This window comes from Streptomyces sp. WZ-12 (assembly GCF_028898845.1).
Lineage (GTDB): Bacteria > Actinomycetota > Actinomycetes > Streptomycetales > Streptomycetaceae > Streptomyces.
In genome coordinates this window covers 6335552-6351049 of sequence record NZ_CP118574.1, presented here as the reverse complement: position 1 = coordinate 6351049, position 15498 = coordinate 6335552, and the positions used below count along the sequence as shown (strand labels likewise).

Sequence of the window (15498 nt, the reverse complement as noted above, 5' to 3'; positions counted from 1 at the left end):
TCGCTGTTGCCTGCCGTGCGCTCGTACGCGGCAACGCTGACAGCCAATCCCGACACCTCCTGTCGGGATTGGCTGGGCGGTGGGAATCCGGCGGGCCCGGCGCGCGCCCCGGGCCGCTACGGCCGCAGCGCCCGCAGCGGTCGGCCGTCCCGCAGCCGCCCGGTGACCCGCGCCGGGGCGTTCGACGCGGCCGGGGCCGCCAGCGCCGTCGCGTCGGCCGTGGCCCGCACCCCGCCGGCCACGTCGATCCCGGCCACGTCGCTGCTGCCCGCCGCGAGCAGGTACCACTTCCCGGACTTCGCCCGCCAGTGGACGTCGCCGAGCACATCCTGGCCGAACGGGCTGCACACCGCCGTGTCGGCCTCCCGCCCGACGATCCGCCCCGGGTCGGCCGGCCCGGCGGCGGGTGGCTGGAACTGGAGCATGACCCGGCCGGGACCGCGCCAGGTGTCGGCGCGGTTGCACACCCAGCTCGCGGTGCCGCCGCCCTCGGGGAGGTCCTGCTGCGCGTAGGCCCAGTTGTTGACGGTCCGTACGCCGGTGCCGCGCAGCGACCGCAGGGTGCACGCGGTGCGGGCCCAACTGCGCAGCGCGGGGCCCCCGGTGGCCTCCCCCGGGCCGCCCGGGCCACCGGCCGCCGGCGGCCCCAGGTACGTCAGGCGCACCGGCGCCAGGTCGCCGAGGTCGGTCACCAGGAAGGAGCGGCGGTCGTCGAGCCGCGGCGAGGAGCGGAACGCGGCCACCGGCCAGTGCCCGCAGGCGGCGCCGTCCGCGGGCGGCAGCGGAATCCGGTCGGTGACGCCGTCCGGGGCCAGGTGCAGCCCGCGCGACGGTGCGTCGGGGGCGAGCAGGTCCCGGGTGGCGACGTCGGCGACCCAGGGCGCGATGAGGTACCGCAGCCAGCCGTTGCCGCGGCCGATCACCAGGCCGCCGGCGGAGGCGAGGTCGGCGCCGTCGACCCGGGCGAAGTGCAGGGTGGGCGTGGCGCCGGCCGGTTCGGCGTAGCGCACCAGCCGCTCGCCGTCGTGGAAGACCACCACCATGACGTTGTCGATCAGGCCGGCGTACAGCAGCCGGGGCGGGGCGGCCGGCGGCCGGGTGGCGGTGTCCGCGGCCGCGACGATCCGGGTGCCGGGCGGCGGCGCGGCCCAGACCCGCAACGCCCGGGCCAGCAACTGCCGGTCGCCGGCCTCGCGGCCGCGCGGCGGCCAGGCGGTGAAGTCCACCCGGGAGGTGCGCGCCCACTGCTCGTTGGGCGCCCGCAGCAGGCGCCCGGGGTCCAGGGCCTGTTGGGCCGCGGTGGATACGGGCCCGGGCGCGGGCCGGCCGTCGGGCAGCGCCAGCGCGACCACCCCGGCCGCCAGCACCGCCGCCAACGCGGCCGTCGCCCGCACCCGTTGCCGGCGACGCAGCAGGTCCGTCGGGCGGGCCTGCACCGTGCAGGGGTCGAACTCCGCCGAGTTCAGCAGCGCGGCGGCGCCGGCCCCGGTCCGCCGGTCCAGTTGACCGGCCGCCCGCAGCGCCGCGTCCGGGTCCGGCACCCCCGCCCGCGCCAGCACGGCGCGCGCCGCGTCCGCCTCCAGCCCCTCCAGGTACCACAGCCCCATCGCGGCCCTCACGGCGGCGGGGGCGGCCGACAGCGCCTGGTCCAGGGCGAGTTCGTCGGCGCCGCCGGCCCGTGGGAAGAGCCGCAGCCCCCACACGAACGGCACCGTCGGCAGCAGCACCGCGGGCCGCTGCCGCTGCTCGTAGGCGAGCGCCAGCTCCAGGGTCCGCTGCCGCACCAGCTCGTAGCCGGAGCCGGCGGCCTGCGGACCGCGCTGGGCCGGCAGCGCCCCGGCCCGCCGGCGCGGCACCCGCCACGGCAGCGCCCGCTGCACCAGTCCGTGCGCGGTGAGGACCTTGCGGTGGCGGCCCATCGACGGGGGCAGGACGAGGTAGGCGAGGCGGACCAGGTGCGGGTAGTGCTCGACGAGGGCCGCCTCGGCGCGTTCGACCTCGGCCCGGGTGCGTTCGTCCATGGGCATGGCGGGGCGCCCTTCACGGAGTGGGAGTGCGATGGGGGATTTCTGGTGGTCTGGTCTGCCGTCGTTGCATGCCACACAACGAGGGAGTCCCGGCCCGGTCACCGCCCCGCGGGCCCCGGGGGCACTCCGCGTGCGGGCCGCGGCGCCAGGGCCGATGCTGGAGCGGTGATGGACGAGACGGAGTTCTGGGAGCTGATCGACGGCTCCCGCGCGGACTCCGCGGGCGACCCCGAGGAGCAGGCCGACGCGCTGGTCGACCGGCTGCTCCGCCTCGACCCGGACCGGGTGCTGGACTTCGCCCGGCACTTCGAGGCGCGCTACAACCGGGCGTACACCTGGGACCTGTGGGCGGCCGCCGCGGTGCTGCTGGACGGCGCGAGCGACGACGCCTTCGACGCCTTCCGCTGCTGGCTGATCGGCCGGGGCCGGCACGCCTTCGAGGGCGCACTGCACGATCCGGACCACCTCGCCGCCCTGCTGCCCCACTTCGACGAGGACGCCGACGGCGACGCCGAGGACCTGGGCTACGCGGCCGACGAGGCGTACGAGCAACTGACCGGCACCGACCTGCCCGACCTCGGCCTGCCCCCGCCGCCGCCCGAACCGCTCGGCCCCTACGTCGACATCGAGGACGACGCGGCCCTGGCCGAGCGCCTCCCGCGACTGTGGGACCGCTTCCGTCGCTAGGGCCGGTCCCCGGCTCTGCTCCGTCGGACGGGTCCCAGGCCCCGCCCTCCCCCGTGCCGCCCGGAGTTGCGGGCAGGATGGCCCCATGCGGATCGCGATCACCGGCTCGACCGGACTCATCGGCACGGCCCTCGTCCGTAACCTGCGCGCGGACGGCCACGACGTCGTCCGGCTCGTCCGTCGGCAGCCGGCGGCCGCCGACGAGGTGACCTGGGACCCCAAGGGGGGCTGGCTCGACCCGGCCGCGCTGGACGGCTGCGAGGCGGTGGTCCACCTCGCCGGGGCGGGCGTCGCCGACCACCGCTGGACCGCCGCGTACAAGCAAGAGCTGCGCGACAGCCGGGTGTTGGGCACCCGGACGCTGGCCACCGCGCTGGCCGCGCTGGACGTCCCGCCGCGGGTCTTCGTCTCGGGCAGCGCGATCGGCTACTACGGCGACACCGGGGACCGGCGCACGGACGAGGCCGCGCCGGCCGGCACCGGTTTCCTGCCGGAGCTCTGCGTGGCCTGGGAGGACGCCGCGACGCCCGCGCTGGACGCCGGCATCCGGACCGTCTTCGCCCGCACCGGCCTGGTCGTGGCGCGCTCCGGGGGCGCCTGGGGGCGGCTCTTCCCGCTCTTCCGGCTGGGGTTGGGCGGCCGGCTCGGCGACGGCAGCCAGTACTGGAGCTTCATCTCCCTGCGGGACCACCTCGCGGCGCTGCGCCACCTGCTGGCCACCGAGGAGCTGTCCGGACCGGTCAACCTCACCGCCCCGGAGCCGGTCACCAACCGGGAGGCGACGGCGGTGATGGGCCATCTGCTGCGCCGCCCGACGCTGTGCACCGTGCCCGCGCCGGTGCTGCGGCTGGCCCTCGGGGAGTTCGCGGGCGATGTGCTGGGCAGCCAACGGATCGTTCCGCGGCGGCTGTTGGACTCCGGATTCGCCTTCGCGCATCCCCGGATCACCGACGCGGTGCGGGCCGCCCTGGGGTCGTAGGGCGGCCGGGGCCAGGGGGTGGCAACGGGACGCACCGACGCGCCCCCAGGGCGCCCCTGTCGGCCGGGCCGCGGTGCTCCTTACGGTCCTCGGACACACCACTGGGCTTCCCGGACGGCCACACCGGGCAGGAGATCCGTGCGCTGCCGCTGGGACCGACCTCGGGAGGGGCATGTGCTGCGCACCGCATCGGCCGTCGACGTCGTCATCGTGGGGGCCGGGCCAGCCGGTCTCGCCGCCGCCCGCCATCTGACCGGGGCCGGGCTCACGGTCACCGTCCTGGAGGCCACGTCGCGGGTCGGCGGCCGGTCCGTCACCGACGAGGTGGACGGCTTCCGCCTGGACCACTGCGGCCGCCCGCTGGCGGTCTCACCGACCGCCTTGCGCCGGACACCCGGCCTGGCGGAGCTGCCACTGCGCCCGTTCGGGGCCGGCTTGAGCCTGCACAACGGCCAACGAACCCACCGCGTCAGCCCGTTGCGGAGCACAAGGGGCGCACTCTCCGCGGCGCGCGCCCTCACGCGCGCCGACCGCCGCACCGAGCGTTCCGCCACCGCCCCGCCGCCCGACCGCCCGGTCAGCGACGCGCTGGCCGGCCGCCCGGCGTTCCCGCCGCGCACCCACGACACCTTCCTGCGGCCGCTGTTGGGCGCGCTGCTGTGCGATCCCCGGCTGCTCGGCTCCAGCCGGGGCGCCGCGCAGGTGCTGCGGGCGTTCGCCGAGGGGCGGTTGACGCTCCCGGCGGGCGGCGCCTGTGCCGTCCCCGAACTGCTGGCGGCCGGCCTGCCGCCGGGCACGGTGCGGACGTCGGTGACGGTCACGGCCGTCGACACCAACGGGGTCGGCACCCGCGAGCACGGCCGGATACCGTGCCGGGCGGTGCTGGTGGCGACCGGCGCGCGGGACGCCGCCCGCCTCCTGCCCGGGCTGCGGCTGCCCGCCTTCCACCCGGTGACGGTGCTGCACCACACCGCGTCCGCCCCCGCCGGCGCCCGCGGCGGCCCCGGCCGGGACACCGCGCTGATCCTGCCCACGGACGGCCCGGTCGGCTTCAGCTACCTGGCCGGCGCGATCGACCCGTCGCGCACCCCGCCCGGCCGCCCGCTGGTCACCACGGTCGTCCTCGGCGCCGCCGCGGCGCTGCCCCTGGACGCCCTCGACAAGACCGTCCGGCCGCAGCTCGACCGGATCTACGGGATGCGGGGCGACGACTGGCAGTTGCTGACGGGCCATCACGACCCGTACGCGGTGCCCGCGATGGCCGTCCCGCACGACCCGCAGCGCGCGGTGCGGGTGCTGTCCGGGCTGTACGTCTGCGGCGACCACCGGGACACCAGCACGCTCCAGGGGGCGCTGCGCTCCGGCCACCGCGCCGCCCGCGCGCTGCTCCAGGACTTCGGCCTGCCGGCCCGCCCGGAATCGGACGCGGTGCGGGCGGCGGCGTGACCGGGCCGCCGCGCCGCCCGCCGCTCACCCCAGGGCCGCCACCCGCTCCCGGTAGCCGCGCACCGCCGCGGCGTCCCGATAGGGCTCCAACCGGCGCTCGAAGTCCCGGACGTACTCGTGCGCCCGCACCGACCGCATCTCGGACGCCTGCAGGGCCGCCTCGGCGCCCAGGGTGCACGCCTGCTCCAGCTCGCCCAGGCCCAGCCGCGCGGTGGCCAGCACCACCCGGCAGAACAGCCGGCTGCGGGCGAACCCGGCGGCGCGCAGTTGCAGGGAGCGCTCGGCGTGCTGGGAGGCGGCGCGGTACTGCTGAAGATCGCGGTGGCAGTGCGCGAGCTCGTCGGCGAGCTGTGCCTCGTCGAAGAAGCGCGCCCAGTACGGGGTGTCGTCCCCGGGGCGGGCGCTCTCCAGGGACCGTTCGGCGCGGGCCAGCGCGGCCGTGCAGGCCCGGACCTCGCCCAGCACACCGTGGCCGCGCGCCTCGGCGGCGTGCAACAGCGCCTGCACCGTGGGCGGGACGCTGCTGCCGACGCCCTGTTGGGCGACGCGCGCCAGTTGGACGGCCTCCCTGCCGTGGCCCAGATAGACCGCCTGCCGGCTCATCGTCACCAGGACGTAGGCGCCGTACGCCCGGTCCCCGGCTGCCTGGGAGAGCCGCAGCGCCTGGACGAAGTACCGCTGCGCCAGGCCGTGCGCGGCGATGTCGTAGGAGGTCCAGCCGGCCAGCCGGGTCAGGTCGGCGGCGGCCGCGAACAGCCGGCGGCCGACCGCCTCCCCGTAGGTGCCGCGGAGCATCGGCTCGGCCTCGTGCTCCAGATAGCGCACCAGCGCCTGACGGGCGTGGCCGCCGCCGTAGGCGTGGTCCAGGGCGCGGAACAGCTCACCGACCGAGCGCAGCGCCGCGATGTCGCCGGAGGTGACCCGGCTGCCCTGGACGCGGTCCACCCGCTCGGTCTGGCGCTGCCGGGGCACCGCCAACGGCCGGCCCTGGAGGGGCACCCGGTCCTCGACCGACTGGTCGCCGTGCGCGACCCGTTCGTCGGGCCGGCCGATCAGCCAGTCCCGGCTCGGCACCACCAGCCCGGCCGGGGTGAACGCGATCTTGCGGAGCTCGGCATGGCTGCCGGAGTCCTTGCGCCACAGCCCGCTGACGATGTCCACCGCCTCGGTCGGGACCGAGGCGAACTCCAGCCCCGCGTACACCGGCGCACAGGCGTCCAGGCCGAGGTCCTGGGCGGACAGCCGGCGCCCCAGCCGGCGGGTGAAGACCTCCGCGATCAGGGCGGGGGTGGTGCCTCTGGGCTGCTGCCCGCGCAGCCAACGCGTCACCGAGGTCTTGTCGTAGCGCAGGTCGAGGCCGTGCTCGATGCCCAGTTGATCAACCCGTCTGGCCAGCCCTGCGTTGGAGAAGCCCGCCTCGGCGATGAGCGCGGCGAGCTGCCGATTGGGCGTGTGGTGCGGGGGTCGTTCCGTCATCAGCTTTTCCGGTCTCCTGCCTTCCGGGCCGGGCCGCCGGGCTCGACTGACCCCGTCCGGCATGCTCTTCGCCCTTGTGGAACGGCGTGAATGTAACGGCCTTCGGCGCCGTTCTCGCCGCCTCTGACCCGCGTTCATCCGATCGTGTGAGCACGTCACAGGCGCGTCGGCGGCCGCACGGCGCACCGGCCCCGTGCTGGGGGCGCACACGGCGGCCGTACAGTGGCATGGGCGCGAGAGGCAATCGGAAGTGCCCCGAAAGAGGCACGCGACGTCGCATGGAACTGCGACAAGGTTCGAAGGGGAGCTGCCGTGACTGCGATCTCTCGGGGGGAGACCCCCGCACCCGAGGGGCTGCGCTTCGTCCGTCTGGGCTTCGGCGCGGACGCCGTCGAGTACGAACCGGCCTGGCAGGAGCAGCGCAGGATCCACGCCGCCCGCTTCGCCGACGAGATCCCCGACACCTGCCTGCTCTTGGAGCACCGGGCCGTCTACACGGCGGGGCGGCGCACCTCCGACGACGAGCGGCCGCTGGACGGCACCCCGGTCGTCGACGTGGACCGCGGCGGGAAGATCACCTGGCACGGCCCCGGCCAACTGGTCGGCTACCCGATCCAGAAGCTGCCGCGCCCGGTCGACGTGGTCGCACACGTGCGCCGGCTGGAGGAGGCCCTGATCCGGGTCTGCGCCGACTTCGGCGTCGAGGGCACCCGCGTCGAGGGCCGCAGTGGCGTGTGGGTCCTGGGCGACCCGGTCGAGCAACGGCCGGCCCTGGGCGGCCTCCAGCTCGACTTCGACCCGCGGGCCACCGACGAGCTCTTCGACCCGCGGCTGAACGGCCCGGAGTACGCGCCGTCCAACGCCGGCCAGCGCCGCGAGGACCGCAAGCTGGCCGCCATCGGCATCCGCGTCGCCAAGGGCGTCACCATGCACGGCTTCGCCCTCAATGTGAATCCGGACACCACCTCGTTCGACAAGATCGTGCCCTGCGGCATCCGGGACGCCGGTGTCGCCTCGCTCTCCAGCGAGTTGGGCCGCGAGATCACCATCGCCGAGGTCCTCCCGGTCGTCGAGAAACACCTGCGGGACGTCCTGGAGAACGCCGAGCTCCTCCCGCGCGCGCTCTGACCCCCGCCCCGCGGTCCGGCCCGCGGGAATGCCCTCCTCCCCCCGGAGGTTGGCCGAGCACGACCCGCACGCGGATCTGCGTGCGAATTGACGGGCGTACCCTGGTGTACGTCGAAGAATCGAAGTTGTTAGGGAGCCGACGTGTCCGCAGTCGCACCCGACGGACGCAAGATGCTGCGCCTGGAGGTCCGCAACAGTCAGACCCCCATCGAGCGCAAGCCCGAGTGGATCAAGACCCGGGCGAAAATGGGTCCCGAGTACAACCACCTCCAGGGCCTGGTCAAGAGCGAGGGCCTGCACACGGTCTGCCAGGAGGCGGGGTGTCCCAACATCTTCGAGTGCTGGGAGGACCGCGAGGCGACCTTCCTCATCGGCGGTGACCAGTGCACCCGCCGCTGCGACTTCTGCCAGATCGACACCGGCAAGCCGCAGGCGCTGGACCGCGACGAGCCCCGCCGGGTCGCCGAGTCCGTGCAGACCATGGGCCTGAAGTACGCCACCATCACCGGCGTCGCCCGCGACGACCTGGAGGACGGCGGCGCCTGGCTCTACGCCGAGACCGTCCGCCAGATCCACGCCGCGATGCCCGACACCGGCGTCGAGCTCCTCATCCCCGACTTCAACGCGATCCCCGAGCAGCTCGCCGAGGTCTTCTCCTCCCGTCCCGAGGTGCTGGCCCACAACGTCGAGACGGTCCCGCGGATCTTCAAGCGGATCCGCCCCGGCTTCCGCTACGAGCGGTCGCTCGACGTCATCACCCAGTCCCGCGAGGCCGGCCTGGTCACCAAGTCCAACCTGATCCTGGGCATGGGCGAGACCCGCGAGGAGATCAGCCAGGCGCTGGCCGACCTGCACGAGGCGGGCTGCGAGCTGATCACGATCACCCAGTACCTGCGCCCCTCCGTGCGCCACCACCCCATCGAGCGCTGGGTCAAGCCCCAGGAGTTCGTGGAGCTCAAGGAGGAGGCCGAGGAGATCGGCTACGCCGGCGTCATGTCCGGCCCGCTGGTCCGCTCCTCCTACCGCGCCGGCCGCCTGTACCAGCAGGCGATCGAGCGGCGCGAGGTCGAGGCGTCCAGTCAGGCGGTTTGACGCGCCCGGCGCGCCAACTTGTGAAGCGTGGCACATGCTTGGGAGACGCGGCCCCGCACTCCCCCCGGCAGGGGGGTGTGGGGGCCGCGTCAACGTTTCATAGGTGTTTGACCGGCAGGTCATCCGTTGGTAACACCCTTCGGTGACGATGGATGCACGCACCGTTCGACACCTCCCACCCGCCCCCTGTTCGCTTCCGTTCGTCCGAGGGAGACCATCACCATGGAGGCCGCGCCGCTTCGCGCCACCGCCCGCCCCATCCCCTCCGTCACCGGTGCCCTGCGTGCCATCGAGGCCGTCCTGCTCCGCGGCGGCCAGCGCACCGCCCGCCGCAACGCCTGGACGTCGGTCCTGGAGGACCGCCGCCGCGCCAAGGACCGGTACGACGCCGAGTACGTCCTGGAGGCCGCGGCCACCGGCCGTCCGCACGCCACGTAAACTTCGCTGTATGGCGAGGAAGGCAAACTCAACCGGCGCTGGCGGCGCTGAGAACCCCGGGCGACTGAAGCAGATCGCCCTGACCTACAAGATGACCCGTCGGGTCGATTCCAAGGTCGGTCTTGTCGTCGCTGGCACGGGCATCGTCGTCTTCGGCGTGCTCCTCACCATCGGCTTCCTGATCGGCCACCCCGTCTACGCGGGCGTCCTGGGCTTCGTCCTGGCGTTCCTCGCGATGGCGATCATCTTCGGCCGGCGCGCGGAGCGGGCGGCCTTCGGGCAGATGGAGGGCCAGCCCGGTGCGGCGGCCGCCGTCCTGGAGAACGTCGGCCGCGGCTGGACGGTGACCCCCGCGGTCGCGATGAACCGCAGCCAGGACGTGGTGCACCGCGCCGTCGGCAAGGCCGGCATCGTCCTGGTCGGCGAGGGCAACCCGAACCGGCTGCGCGGCCTGCTGGCCGCCGAGAAGAAGCGGATGGCGCGCACCGTCGCGGACGCCCCGGTGCACGACGTCATCGTCGGCGACGGCGACGGCCAGGTCCCGCTCAAGAAGCTCCGCACCCACCTGCTGAAGCTCCCGCGCGTCCTCCCCGGCGCCCAGGTGACGGCCGTCAACGACCGCCTGCGCGCCCTCGGCGACCTGATGAGCAACATGCCCGTCCCGAAGGGGCCGATTCCTGGGCGTGGCATGCGAGGACACTCGCCGCGAGGATGACGCCTGTCTTCACCTCTCCCGTCAGGACCATTGACGGGAGAGGGTAACGGGGCGCGGCAGGAAGGCCCTCCGCGCCCTTCAGGGCCTCCGTGACGCGTTCCCATCGGCCAGAGGCCACCCAGCACCTCCAGCGCCCGATGAGTCCCGTAGAGCCGCACTCGGCGTTCAACTCGGGCCGGGCGGCCCCGGTTTGGGCTTTCTTCAGGAAAGCCTCAAGGATCGTTCGGGGCGCGGGCCCGCCCCTCTGGCGAGGGACCGTCCCCCATGGGGAAAGTTCTCCGAGGCCATCACCAGTTCCCAGGTGTGGTCACAAAGCATCGGCACCAGGCGGCCGTTCTCGCGGAACCAACGCCCGATCGGGCACTCCAAGCCCTCCAGGTTCGGCGGGGCCCACCAAGTACGATCTCGGCGCTGAGCAGCCCCATGAACTCCACCTGCCGCTCCTCACCGGAGTCTTCGAGACGAGCGTTCACCCTCTGCCCGATCTCCTGTAGATCCTTGGCACGCTGGGGCATCACTCCGGGCATCGGACCACTGCTGGTCATCGACTGGGCTCCGAGCGAGGCCGAGGGCGACAGAGTTCTGTACGTGTTCGATGGCGGGCAGCTCTCCCCGGGCGAACTCGCCGGGATCAAGCTCGCGTCCGATGAACTGCTAGCGGCCGAGTTCCGCCTTGTGGACAACCTCAATGAAGCTGTTGATCCCCAGACTCGCGCGCCGCGTCAAGGCAGCGATCACGGCCAGAACCGAGGCGCACCCCACGTATCCGGAGCACGGTCAGCCGCCACGGGGATAGGCACTGTCTGACCTGGGACGACTCCGGGCGGCTGGGGTGTAGCGGGCCGTGATCGCCCTCTTGACCAGGTTCGTCCTCCGCCGAATCTCCGGGTGGGTGCCGCCAACCCCGTCAAGCTCAAGGACGAGGCCCTACAAGGGATTTGCCGTCAGGGGCGGCGATGCTCCAGCGGCACAGCAGGGCTCCCCTTCCGGCGCGGAGAACATCGACGTCAGGTCGATGAGAGCTTTCCCTTTCGCTACAGGTCCCCCAAGGGGCCTGGCGTGCCGTGACCGGGCACAGCGGCCTACAGCTTGGTCATCTTGTGGTACGGGCTCAAGATCCGCATGCTCGTCGAGCCGAAATCCACGAGCGCCGCGATTCCGTCCTCGATGCCGGTTACCCGGCCGAGGCCGTACATGTCGTGTGTGACCTGGTCGCCCACAGCGAAGTGCTTGGGAACCGGCGTGACCGGGGCGTTGAAGGGGCTGGTGGGCAAATGACGCTTCGGTGCATCAGGCTTTGTCATCGCCCTCAGTATGCACCCACGAACTGCGCTGGCGGCCTGGCCTTCCAGGCGCACGCGTAGCTTGCCATCGGAGCCAACCCCGGCGGAACTGAGCCCACCGGCCAGCAGACTGGCTGGACGGAAGAGCGGGTCAGCCTCGTAGGAGGCCGAGTCGCCCGTACTCTTCGTGGTGTCCACGGCGTCAAATAGTGGGCGGCCACAAAAGAAGGATCTGATCCGTACATGCTGATTGCTCAGCGTCCCTCGTTGACCGAAGAGGTCGTTGACGAGTTCCGCTCCCGGTTCGTCATCGAGCCGCTGGAGCCGGGCTTCGGCTACACCCTCGGCAACTCTCTCCGCCGCACCCTCCTGTCGTCGATCCCTGGCGCTGCTGTCACCAGCGTCCGCATCGACGGTGTCCTGCACGAGTTCACCACCGTGCCCGGCGTCAAGGAAGACGTCACCGACCTGATCCTCAACATCAAGCAGCTCGTCGTCTCCTCCGAGCACGACGAGCCGGTCGTGATGTACCTGCGCAAGCAGGGCCCCGGCGTCGTCACCGCCGCGGACATCGCGCCGCCGGCCGGTGTCGAGGTGCACAACCCCGACCTGGTCCTGGCCACGCTGAACGGCAAGGGCAAGCTGGAGATGGAGCTGACCGTCGAGCGCGGTCGCGGCTACGTCTCCGCCGTCCAGAACAAGCAGGTCGGCCAGGAGATCGGCCGGATCCCGGTCGACTCGATCTACTCGCCGGTGCTCAAGGTCACGTACAAGGTCGAGGCGACCCGTGTCGAGCAGCGCACCGACTTCGACAAGCTGATCGTCGACGTCGAGACCAAGCAGGCGATGCGTCCGCGCGACGCCATGGCCTCGGCCGGCAAGACCCTGGTGGAGCTGTTCGGCCTCGCCCGTGAGCTGAACATCGACGCCGAGGGCATCGACATGGGCCCGTCCCCGACGGACGCCGCGCTCGCCGCCGACCTGGCGCTGCCGATCGAGGAGCTGGAGCTCACCGTCCGCTCCTACAACTGCCTCAAGCGCGAGGGCATCCACTCCGTGGGTGAGCTCGTGGCGCGCTCCGAGGCGGACCTGCTCGACATCCGCAACTTCGGCGCGAAGTCGATCGACGAGGTCAAGGCGAAGCTGGCCGGCATGGGCCTGGCCCTGAAGGACTCGCCCCCCGGGTTCGACCCGACCGCCGCCGCCTTCGGCGCGGACGACAGCGCGGATGCGGGCTTCATGGGGACCGAGCAGTGGTGAACACCGCCCCGTCATCGACACCGCGTCGAGACGGGGCTGCCGGCACCGGTCGGCACCCGTCTGCCTCGACACTCCCCAGGTCCGTGACCATGCGCGCAGAGTGAACGCGAAAGCCACCTGGGAGAACGCTCCCGAAGGGGCCGATGCCGAAGGGCATGCGGATGCCGAAGGGCGGCGGCAAGATGCGCTGACGCGCTGCCTGCCCCGTACACACCTATGCGTCTGCGCCCCGAGACCGACGGTCGGTTTCGGGGCGCAGACGTATGTGTGGGGAGACGTATGCGGGGGCGAGTTGGCGCCCGCGCTCGTCGTCGGGGCGCTAGGGGCGTCGTCAGGCGCGCTGACCGACCGTCATCGGAATCGCTGGCCGTCGTCGGGCGCGCGGATCAAGTCCGTACTGCCCGGGCGCCTGGATCAGGTCCGTACTGCCCGGAGGTGGGTCAGATCCCGACTGCCCGGACGGCGATCAGATCCGTACCTGGACCGCGCGGCCGAGTCGGTCGTGCAGGCCCCGGCCGTCCCGGTCCCAGATCACCGCGGGGATCACCAGCACCAGCAGCACCGTCCGCAACACCACCCGCAGCAGGCCGATCCGGCCGCCGCCCTCGGCGACCACCCGCAGCCCGAGCAACCGCTTGCCGGGGGTGCAGCCGATGGTCCCGACGGTCAGCACGCTCATCACCGCGAAGACCGCCAGCGCCCAGTTGCTCGTCGACTGCGCCTTGCCGCCGCTGAGCAGCCCGTACGCGATGAGCAGGCAGAGCGCCCAGTCGATGAAGAGCGCGCCGAAGCGCCGGCCGACCCGCGCGATCGAGCCCGGGCCCTCCTCCGGCAACCCGAGCCGTTGCCCGCGGTACCCGAAGTCGACACCCATGTCCTCGGCCGCCGCCCGGGGCCCGGACATCCACGATCCGATTGCTTGCCTGTTGTCCACCCGTCCACGGTACTGCGACCGCATACGTTCCCCGGGCGGCGGGTTCCCGCACCCGGCGCCGGCCGCTGCCTCGCGAACGCCCCTTCGTGGGCTGCCGCAACGGCCTCCCGGAGGCGCACACTGGGGGGTGAGATCGACCGCGTGCCGGTTAACCTCGGCGAAACAAATGGGTCATGCTTGGGAAATCCCGCCTGCCTATGGTCGGGCGAGCGCGCCCCGCACATGGTCGCGCTCCGAGTCGCAACCCCGCGTCCGCCGAGCGGTGACCGGGCTAGGAGGAGTTGGATGTTCCAGAACGCCGACGACGCGAAGAAGTTCATCGCGGATGAGGACGTGAAGTTCGTCGACGTCCGTTTCTGCGACCTGCCGGGCGTGATGCAGCACTTCACGATCCCCGCCGCGGCGTTCGACCCGAGCGAGGACCTGGCGTTCGACGGTTCGTCGATCCGCGGCTTCCAGGCGATCCACGAGTCCGACATGGCGCTGCGCGCGGACCTGTCGACGGCCCGTGTGGACCCGTTCCGCCAGGAGAAGCACCTCAACATCAACTTCTTCATCCACGACCCGATCACGGGCGAGCAGTACAGCCGCGACCCGCGCAACATCGCCAAGAAGGCCGAGGCGTACCTCGCCTCCACCGGCATCGCGGACACCGCGTTCTTCGGCCCGGAGGCGGAGTTCTACGTCTTCGACTCGGTCCGCTTCGAGACCTCCGCGAACCAGGGCTTCTACCACATCGACTCCGAGGCCGGCGCCTGGAACACCGGTGCCCGCGAGGACAACCGCGGCTACAAGGTCCGCTACAAGGGCGGTTACTTCCCGGCCCCGCCGGTCGACCACTTCGCCGACCTGCGCGCCGAGATCTCCCTGGAGCTGGAGAAGTCCGGCCTCCAGGTCGAGCGCCAGCACCACGAGGTCGGCACCGCCGGCCAGGCGGAGATCAACTACAAGTTCAACACCCTGCTCGCCGCCGCCGACGACCTGATGCTGTTCAAGTACATCGTCAAGAACGTCGCCTGGCGCAACGGCAAGACCGCCACCTTCATGCCCAAGCCGATCTTCGGCGACAACGGCTCCGGCATGCACGTCCACCAGTCCCTGTGGCAGGGCGGCCAGCCGCTCTTCTACGACGAGCAGGGCTACGCGGGTCTGTCGGACACCGCCCGCTACTACATCGGCGGCATCCTCAAGCACGCCCCGTCGCTGCTGGCGTTCACCAACCCGACCGTGAACTCCTACCACCGCCTGGTCCCCGGCTTCGAGGCCCCGGTCAACCTGGTCTACTCGCAGCGCAACCGCTCCGCCGCCATGCGCATCCCGATCACGGGCTCCAACCCGAAGGCCAAGCGCGTCGAGTTCCGCGCCCCGGACCCGTCGTCCAACCCCTACCTCGCCTTCTCGGCCCTCCTCCTCGCCGGCCTCGACGGCGTCAAGAACAAGATCGAGCCGGCCGAGCCGATCGACAAGGACCTCTACGAGCTCGCCCCGGAGGAGCACGCGGGCGTCCCCCAGGTCCCGACCTCCCTCCCCGCGGTCCTCGACGCCCTCGAAGAGGACAACGAGTACCTCCAGCAGGGCGGCGTCTTCACCTCCGACCTGATCGAGACCTGGATCGACTACAAGCGCACCAACGAGATCGCCCCGATCCAACTCCGCCCGCACCCGCACGAGTTCGAGCTGTACTTCGACATCTAAAGGGTGGGGTCGGGTGAGCTGGGCCTGAGGCTCGGAAACCTGCTATGACCTGGGAAAACACTGCTCGACAGTGCTCGCTGTTCCCAGCTGTTTTCCAGGGTCTTGTGCACCGGGTGTGCACCGGCCGTCTCGGCGCCTGACCCACAATCAGATACGCGAGTGAGGGCCGCCATCTCCGGGAGGAGGTGGCGGCCCTCACTCGCGCGATGAAACGGATTGCGGTCGCCACACGGGCAGGGGTGGCGGACCCGTCAGAGCCTGCCTTCAGCTGCCAGATAGGGCGCCTCGAAGCTGTCGGCGCTGAGATTCTGGATTACACCCCGAAACCGGTCGAGGCT

At 72.4% G+C, this 15498-nt stretch carries 13 protein-coding genes; 9 read left to right on the top strand and 4 right to left on the bottom strand.

The window, feature by feature from the left end; all coding sequences use genetic code 11:
* Nucleotides 1-116: 116 nt before the first annotated feature.
* A complete protein-coding gene (locus tag PV796_RS27455; protein ID WP_274919267.1) occupies nucleotides 117-2021 on the bottom strand; it encodes a hypothetical protein in 1905 nt (634 codons plus the stop codon).
* A 174-nt stretch (nucleotides 2022-2195) separates the two neighbouring features.
* On the opposite strand from PV796_RS27455, the gene PV796_RS27450 reads away from it, so the two are divergent.
* The 3 genes from PV796_RS27450 to PV796_RS27440 all read left to right on the top strand — a co-directional run bounded on the left by PV796_RS27450 (nucleotide 2196) and on the right by PV796_RS27440 (nucleotide 5139).
* The gene (locus PV796_RS27450) at nucleotides 2196-2714 is read left to right on the top strand and encodes a DUF4240 domain-containing protein (RefSeq protein WP_274916067.1); all 519 of its coding nucleotides are present in this window, start codon (nucleotides 2196-2198) and stop codon (nucleotides 2712-2714) included.
* A gap of 85 nt (nucleotides 2715-2799) precedes the next feature.
* Nucleotides 2800-3693 carry a TIGR01777 family oxidoreductase gene (locus PV796_RS27445; protein WP_274916066.1) on the top strand — a complete coding sequence of 298 codons (894 nt, stop codon included), beginning with the start codon at nucleotides 2800-2802 and terminating at the stop codon, nucleotides 3691-3693.
* Nucleotides 3694-3867: 174 nt separating this feature from the next.
* The gene (locus tag PV796_RS27440; RefSeq protein ID WP_274916065.1) at nucleotides 3868-5139 is read left to right on the top strand and encodes an FAD-dependent oxidoreductase; all 1272 of its coding nucleotides are present in this window, start codon (nucleotides 3868-3870) and stop codon (nucleotides 5137-5139) included.
* Between the two features lie 24 nt (nucleotides 5140-5163).
* Here the strand turns inward: PV796_RS27440 and PV796_RS27435 are convergent, their stop codons facing one another.
* Complete coding sequence (locus tag PV796_RS27435) at nucleotides 5164-6615, bottom strand: regulator (protein ID WP_274916064.1); 1452 nt, start codon at nucleotides 6613-6615, stop codon at nucleotides 5164-5166.
* 312 nt (nucleotides 6616-6927) lie between these two features.
* Between PV796_RS27435 and lipB the strand changes: the two genes are divergently transcribed.
* From lipB to PV796_RS27415, 4 genes are all read left to right on the top strand, one after another.
* Nucleotides 6928-7743 (top strand): lipoyl(octanoyl) transferase LipB, encoded by an 816-nt coding sequence (gene lipB / locus PV796_RS27430; RefSeq protein WP_274916063.1) that lies wholly within the window; start codon nucleotides 6928-6930, stop codon nucleotides 7741-7743.
* Between the two features lie 141 nt (nucleotides 7744-7884).
* Nucleotides 7885-8835 carry a lipoyl synthase gene (lipA, locus tag PV796_RS27425; RefSeq protein WP_274916062.1) on the top strand — a complete coding sequence of 317 codons (951 nt, stop codon included), beginning with the start codon at nucleotides 7885-7887 and terminating at the stop codon, nucleotides 8833-8835.
* A 222-nt stretch (nucleotides 8836-9057) separates the two neighbouring features.
* Nucleotides 9058-9273 carry an SCO2195 family GlnR-regulated protein gene (locus tag PV796_RS27420; protein WP_274916061.1) on the top strand — a complete coding sequence of 72 codons (216 nt, stop codon included), beginning with the start codon at nucleotides 9058-9060 and terminating at the stop codon, nucleotides 9271-9273.
* A gap of 10 nt (nucleotides 9274-9283) precedes the next feature.
* A complete protein-coding gene (locus PV796_RS27415) occupies nucleotides 9284-9988 on the top strand; it encodes a DUF4191 domain-containing protein (protein ID WP_274916060.1) in 705 nt (234 codons plus the stop codon).
* A gap of 1082 nt (nucleotides 9989-11070) precedes the next feature.
* On the opposite strand, the gene PV796_RS27410 is transcribed toward PV796_RS27415, so the two are convergent.
* Complete coding sequence (locus tag PV796_RS27410; protein ID WP_274919265.1) at nucleotides 11071-11292, bottom strand: CarD family transcriptional regulator; 222 nt, start codon at nucleotides 11290-11292, stop codon at nucleotides 11071-11073.
* A 222-nt stretch (nucleotides 11293-11514) separates the two neighbouring features.
* On the opposite strand from PV796_RS27410, the gene PV796_RS27405 reads away from it, so the two are divergent.
* On the top strand, nucleotides 11515-12531 hold the full coding sequence (locus tag PV796_RS27405) for a DNA-directed RNA polymerase subunit alpha (protein WP_274916059.1): 1017 nt from the start codon (nucleotides 11515-11517) through the stop codon (nucleotides 12529-12531).
* A 466-nt stretch (nucleotides 12532-12997) separates the two neighbouring features.
* On the opposite strand, the gene PV796_RS27400 is transcribed toward PV796_RS27405, so the two are convergent.
* Nucleotides 12998-13465, bottom strand: coding sequence for an RDD family protein (locus tag PV796_RS27400; RefSeq protein ID WP_274916058.1), 468 nt, complete (start codon nucleotides 13463-13465; stop codon nucleotides 12998-13000).
* Between the two features lie 285 nt (nucleotides 13466-13750).
* On the opposite strand from PV796_RS27400, the gene glnA reads away from it, so the two are divergent.
* Nucleotides 13751-15160, top strand: a complete 1410-nt coding sequence (glnA, locus tag PV796_RS27395; protein ID WP_274916057.1) for a type I glutamate--ammonia ligase — start codon at nucleotides 13751-13753, stop codon at nucleotides 15158-15160.
* The last annotated feature ends 338 nt before the right edge of the window (nucleotides 15161-15498 follow it).

Bases quoted from the DNA above. Each gene is read 5' to 3' on its own strand.
- PV796_RS27410 (WP_274919265.1), bottom strand. From the start codon at position 11,292: ATGACAAAGCCTGATGCACCGAAGCGTCATTTGCCCACCAGCCCCTTC.
- PV796_RS27450 (WP_274916067.1), top strand. From the start codon at position 2,196: ATGGACGAGACGGAGTTCTGGGAGCTGATCGACGGCTCCCGCGCGGAC.
- PV796_RS27445 (WP_274916066.1), top strand. From the start codon at position 2,800: ATGCGGATCGCGATCACCGGCTCGACCGGACTCATCGGCACGGCCCTC.
- PV796_RS27435 (WP_274916064.1), bottom strand. From the start codon at position 6,615: ATGACGGAACGACCCCCGCACCACACGCCCAATCGGCAGCTCGCCGCG.
- PV796_RS27455 (WP_274919267.1), bottom strand. From the start codon at position 2,021: ATGGACGAACGCACCCGGGCCGAGGTCGAACGCGCCGAGGCGGCCCTC.
- PV796_RS27415 (WP_274916060.1), top strand. From the start codon at position 9,284: ATGGCGAGGAAGGCAAACTCAACCGGCGCTGGCGGCGCTGAGAACCCC.
- glnA (WP_274916057.1), top strand. From the start codon at position 13,751: ATGTTCCAGAACGCCGACGACGCGAAGAAGTTCATCGCGGATGAGGAC.
- PV796_RS27420 (WP_274916061.1), top strand. From the start codon at position 9,058: ATGGAGGCCGCGCCGCTTCGCGCCACCGCCCGCCCCATCCCCTCCGTC.
- PV796_RS27405 (WP_274916059.1), top strand. From the start codon at position 11,515: ATGCTGATTGCTCAGCGTCCCTCGTTGACCGAAGAGGTCGTTGACGAG.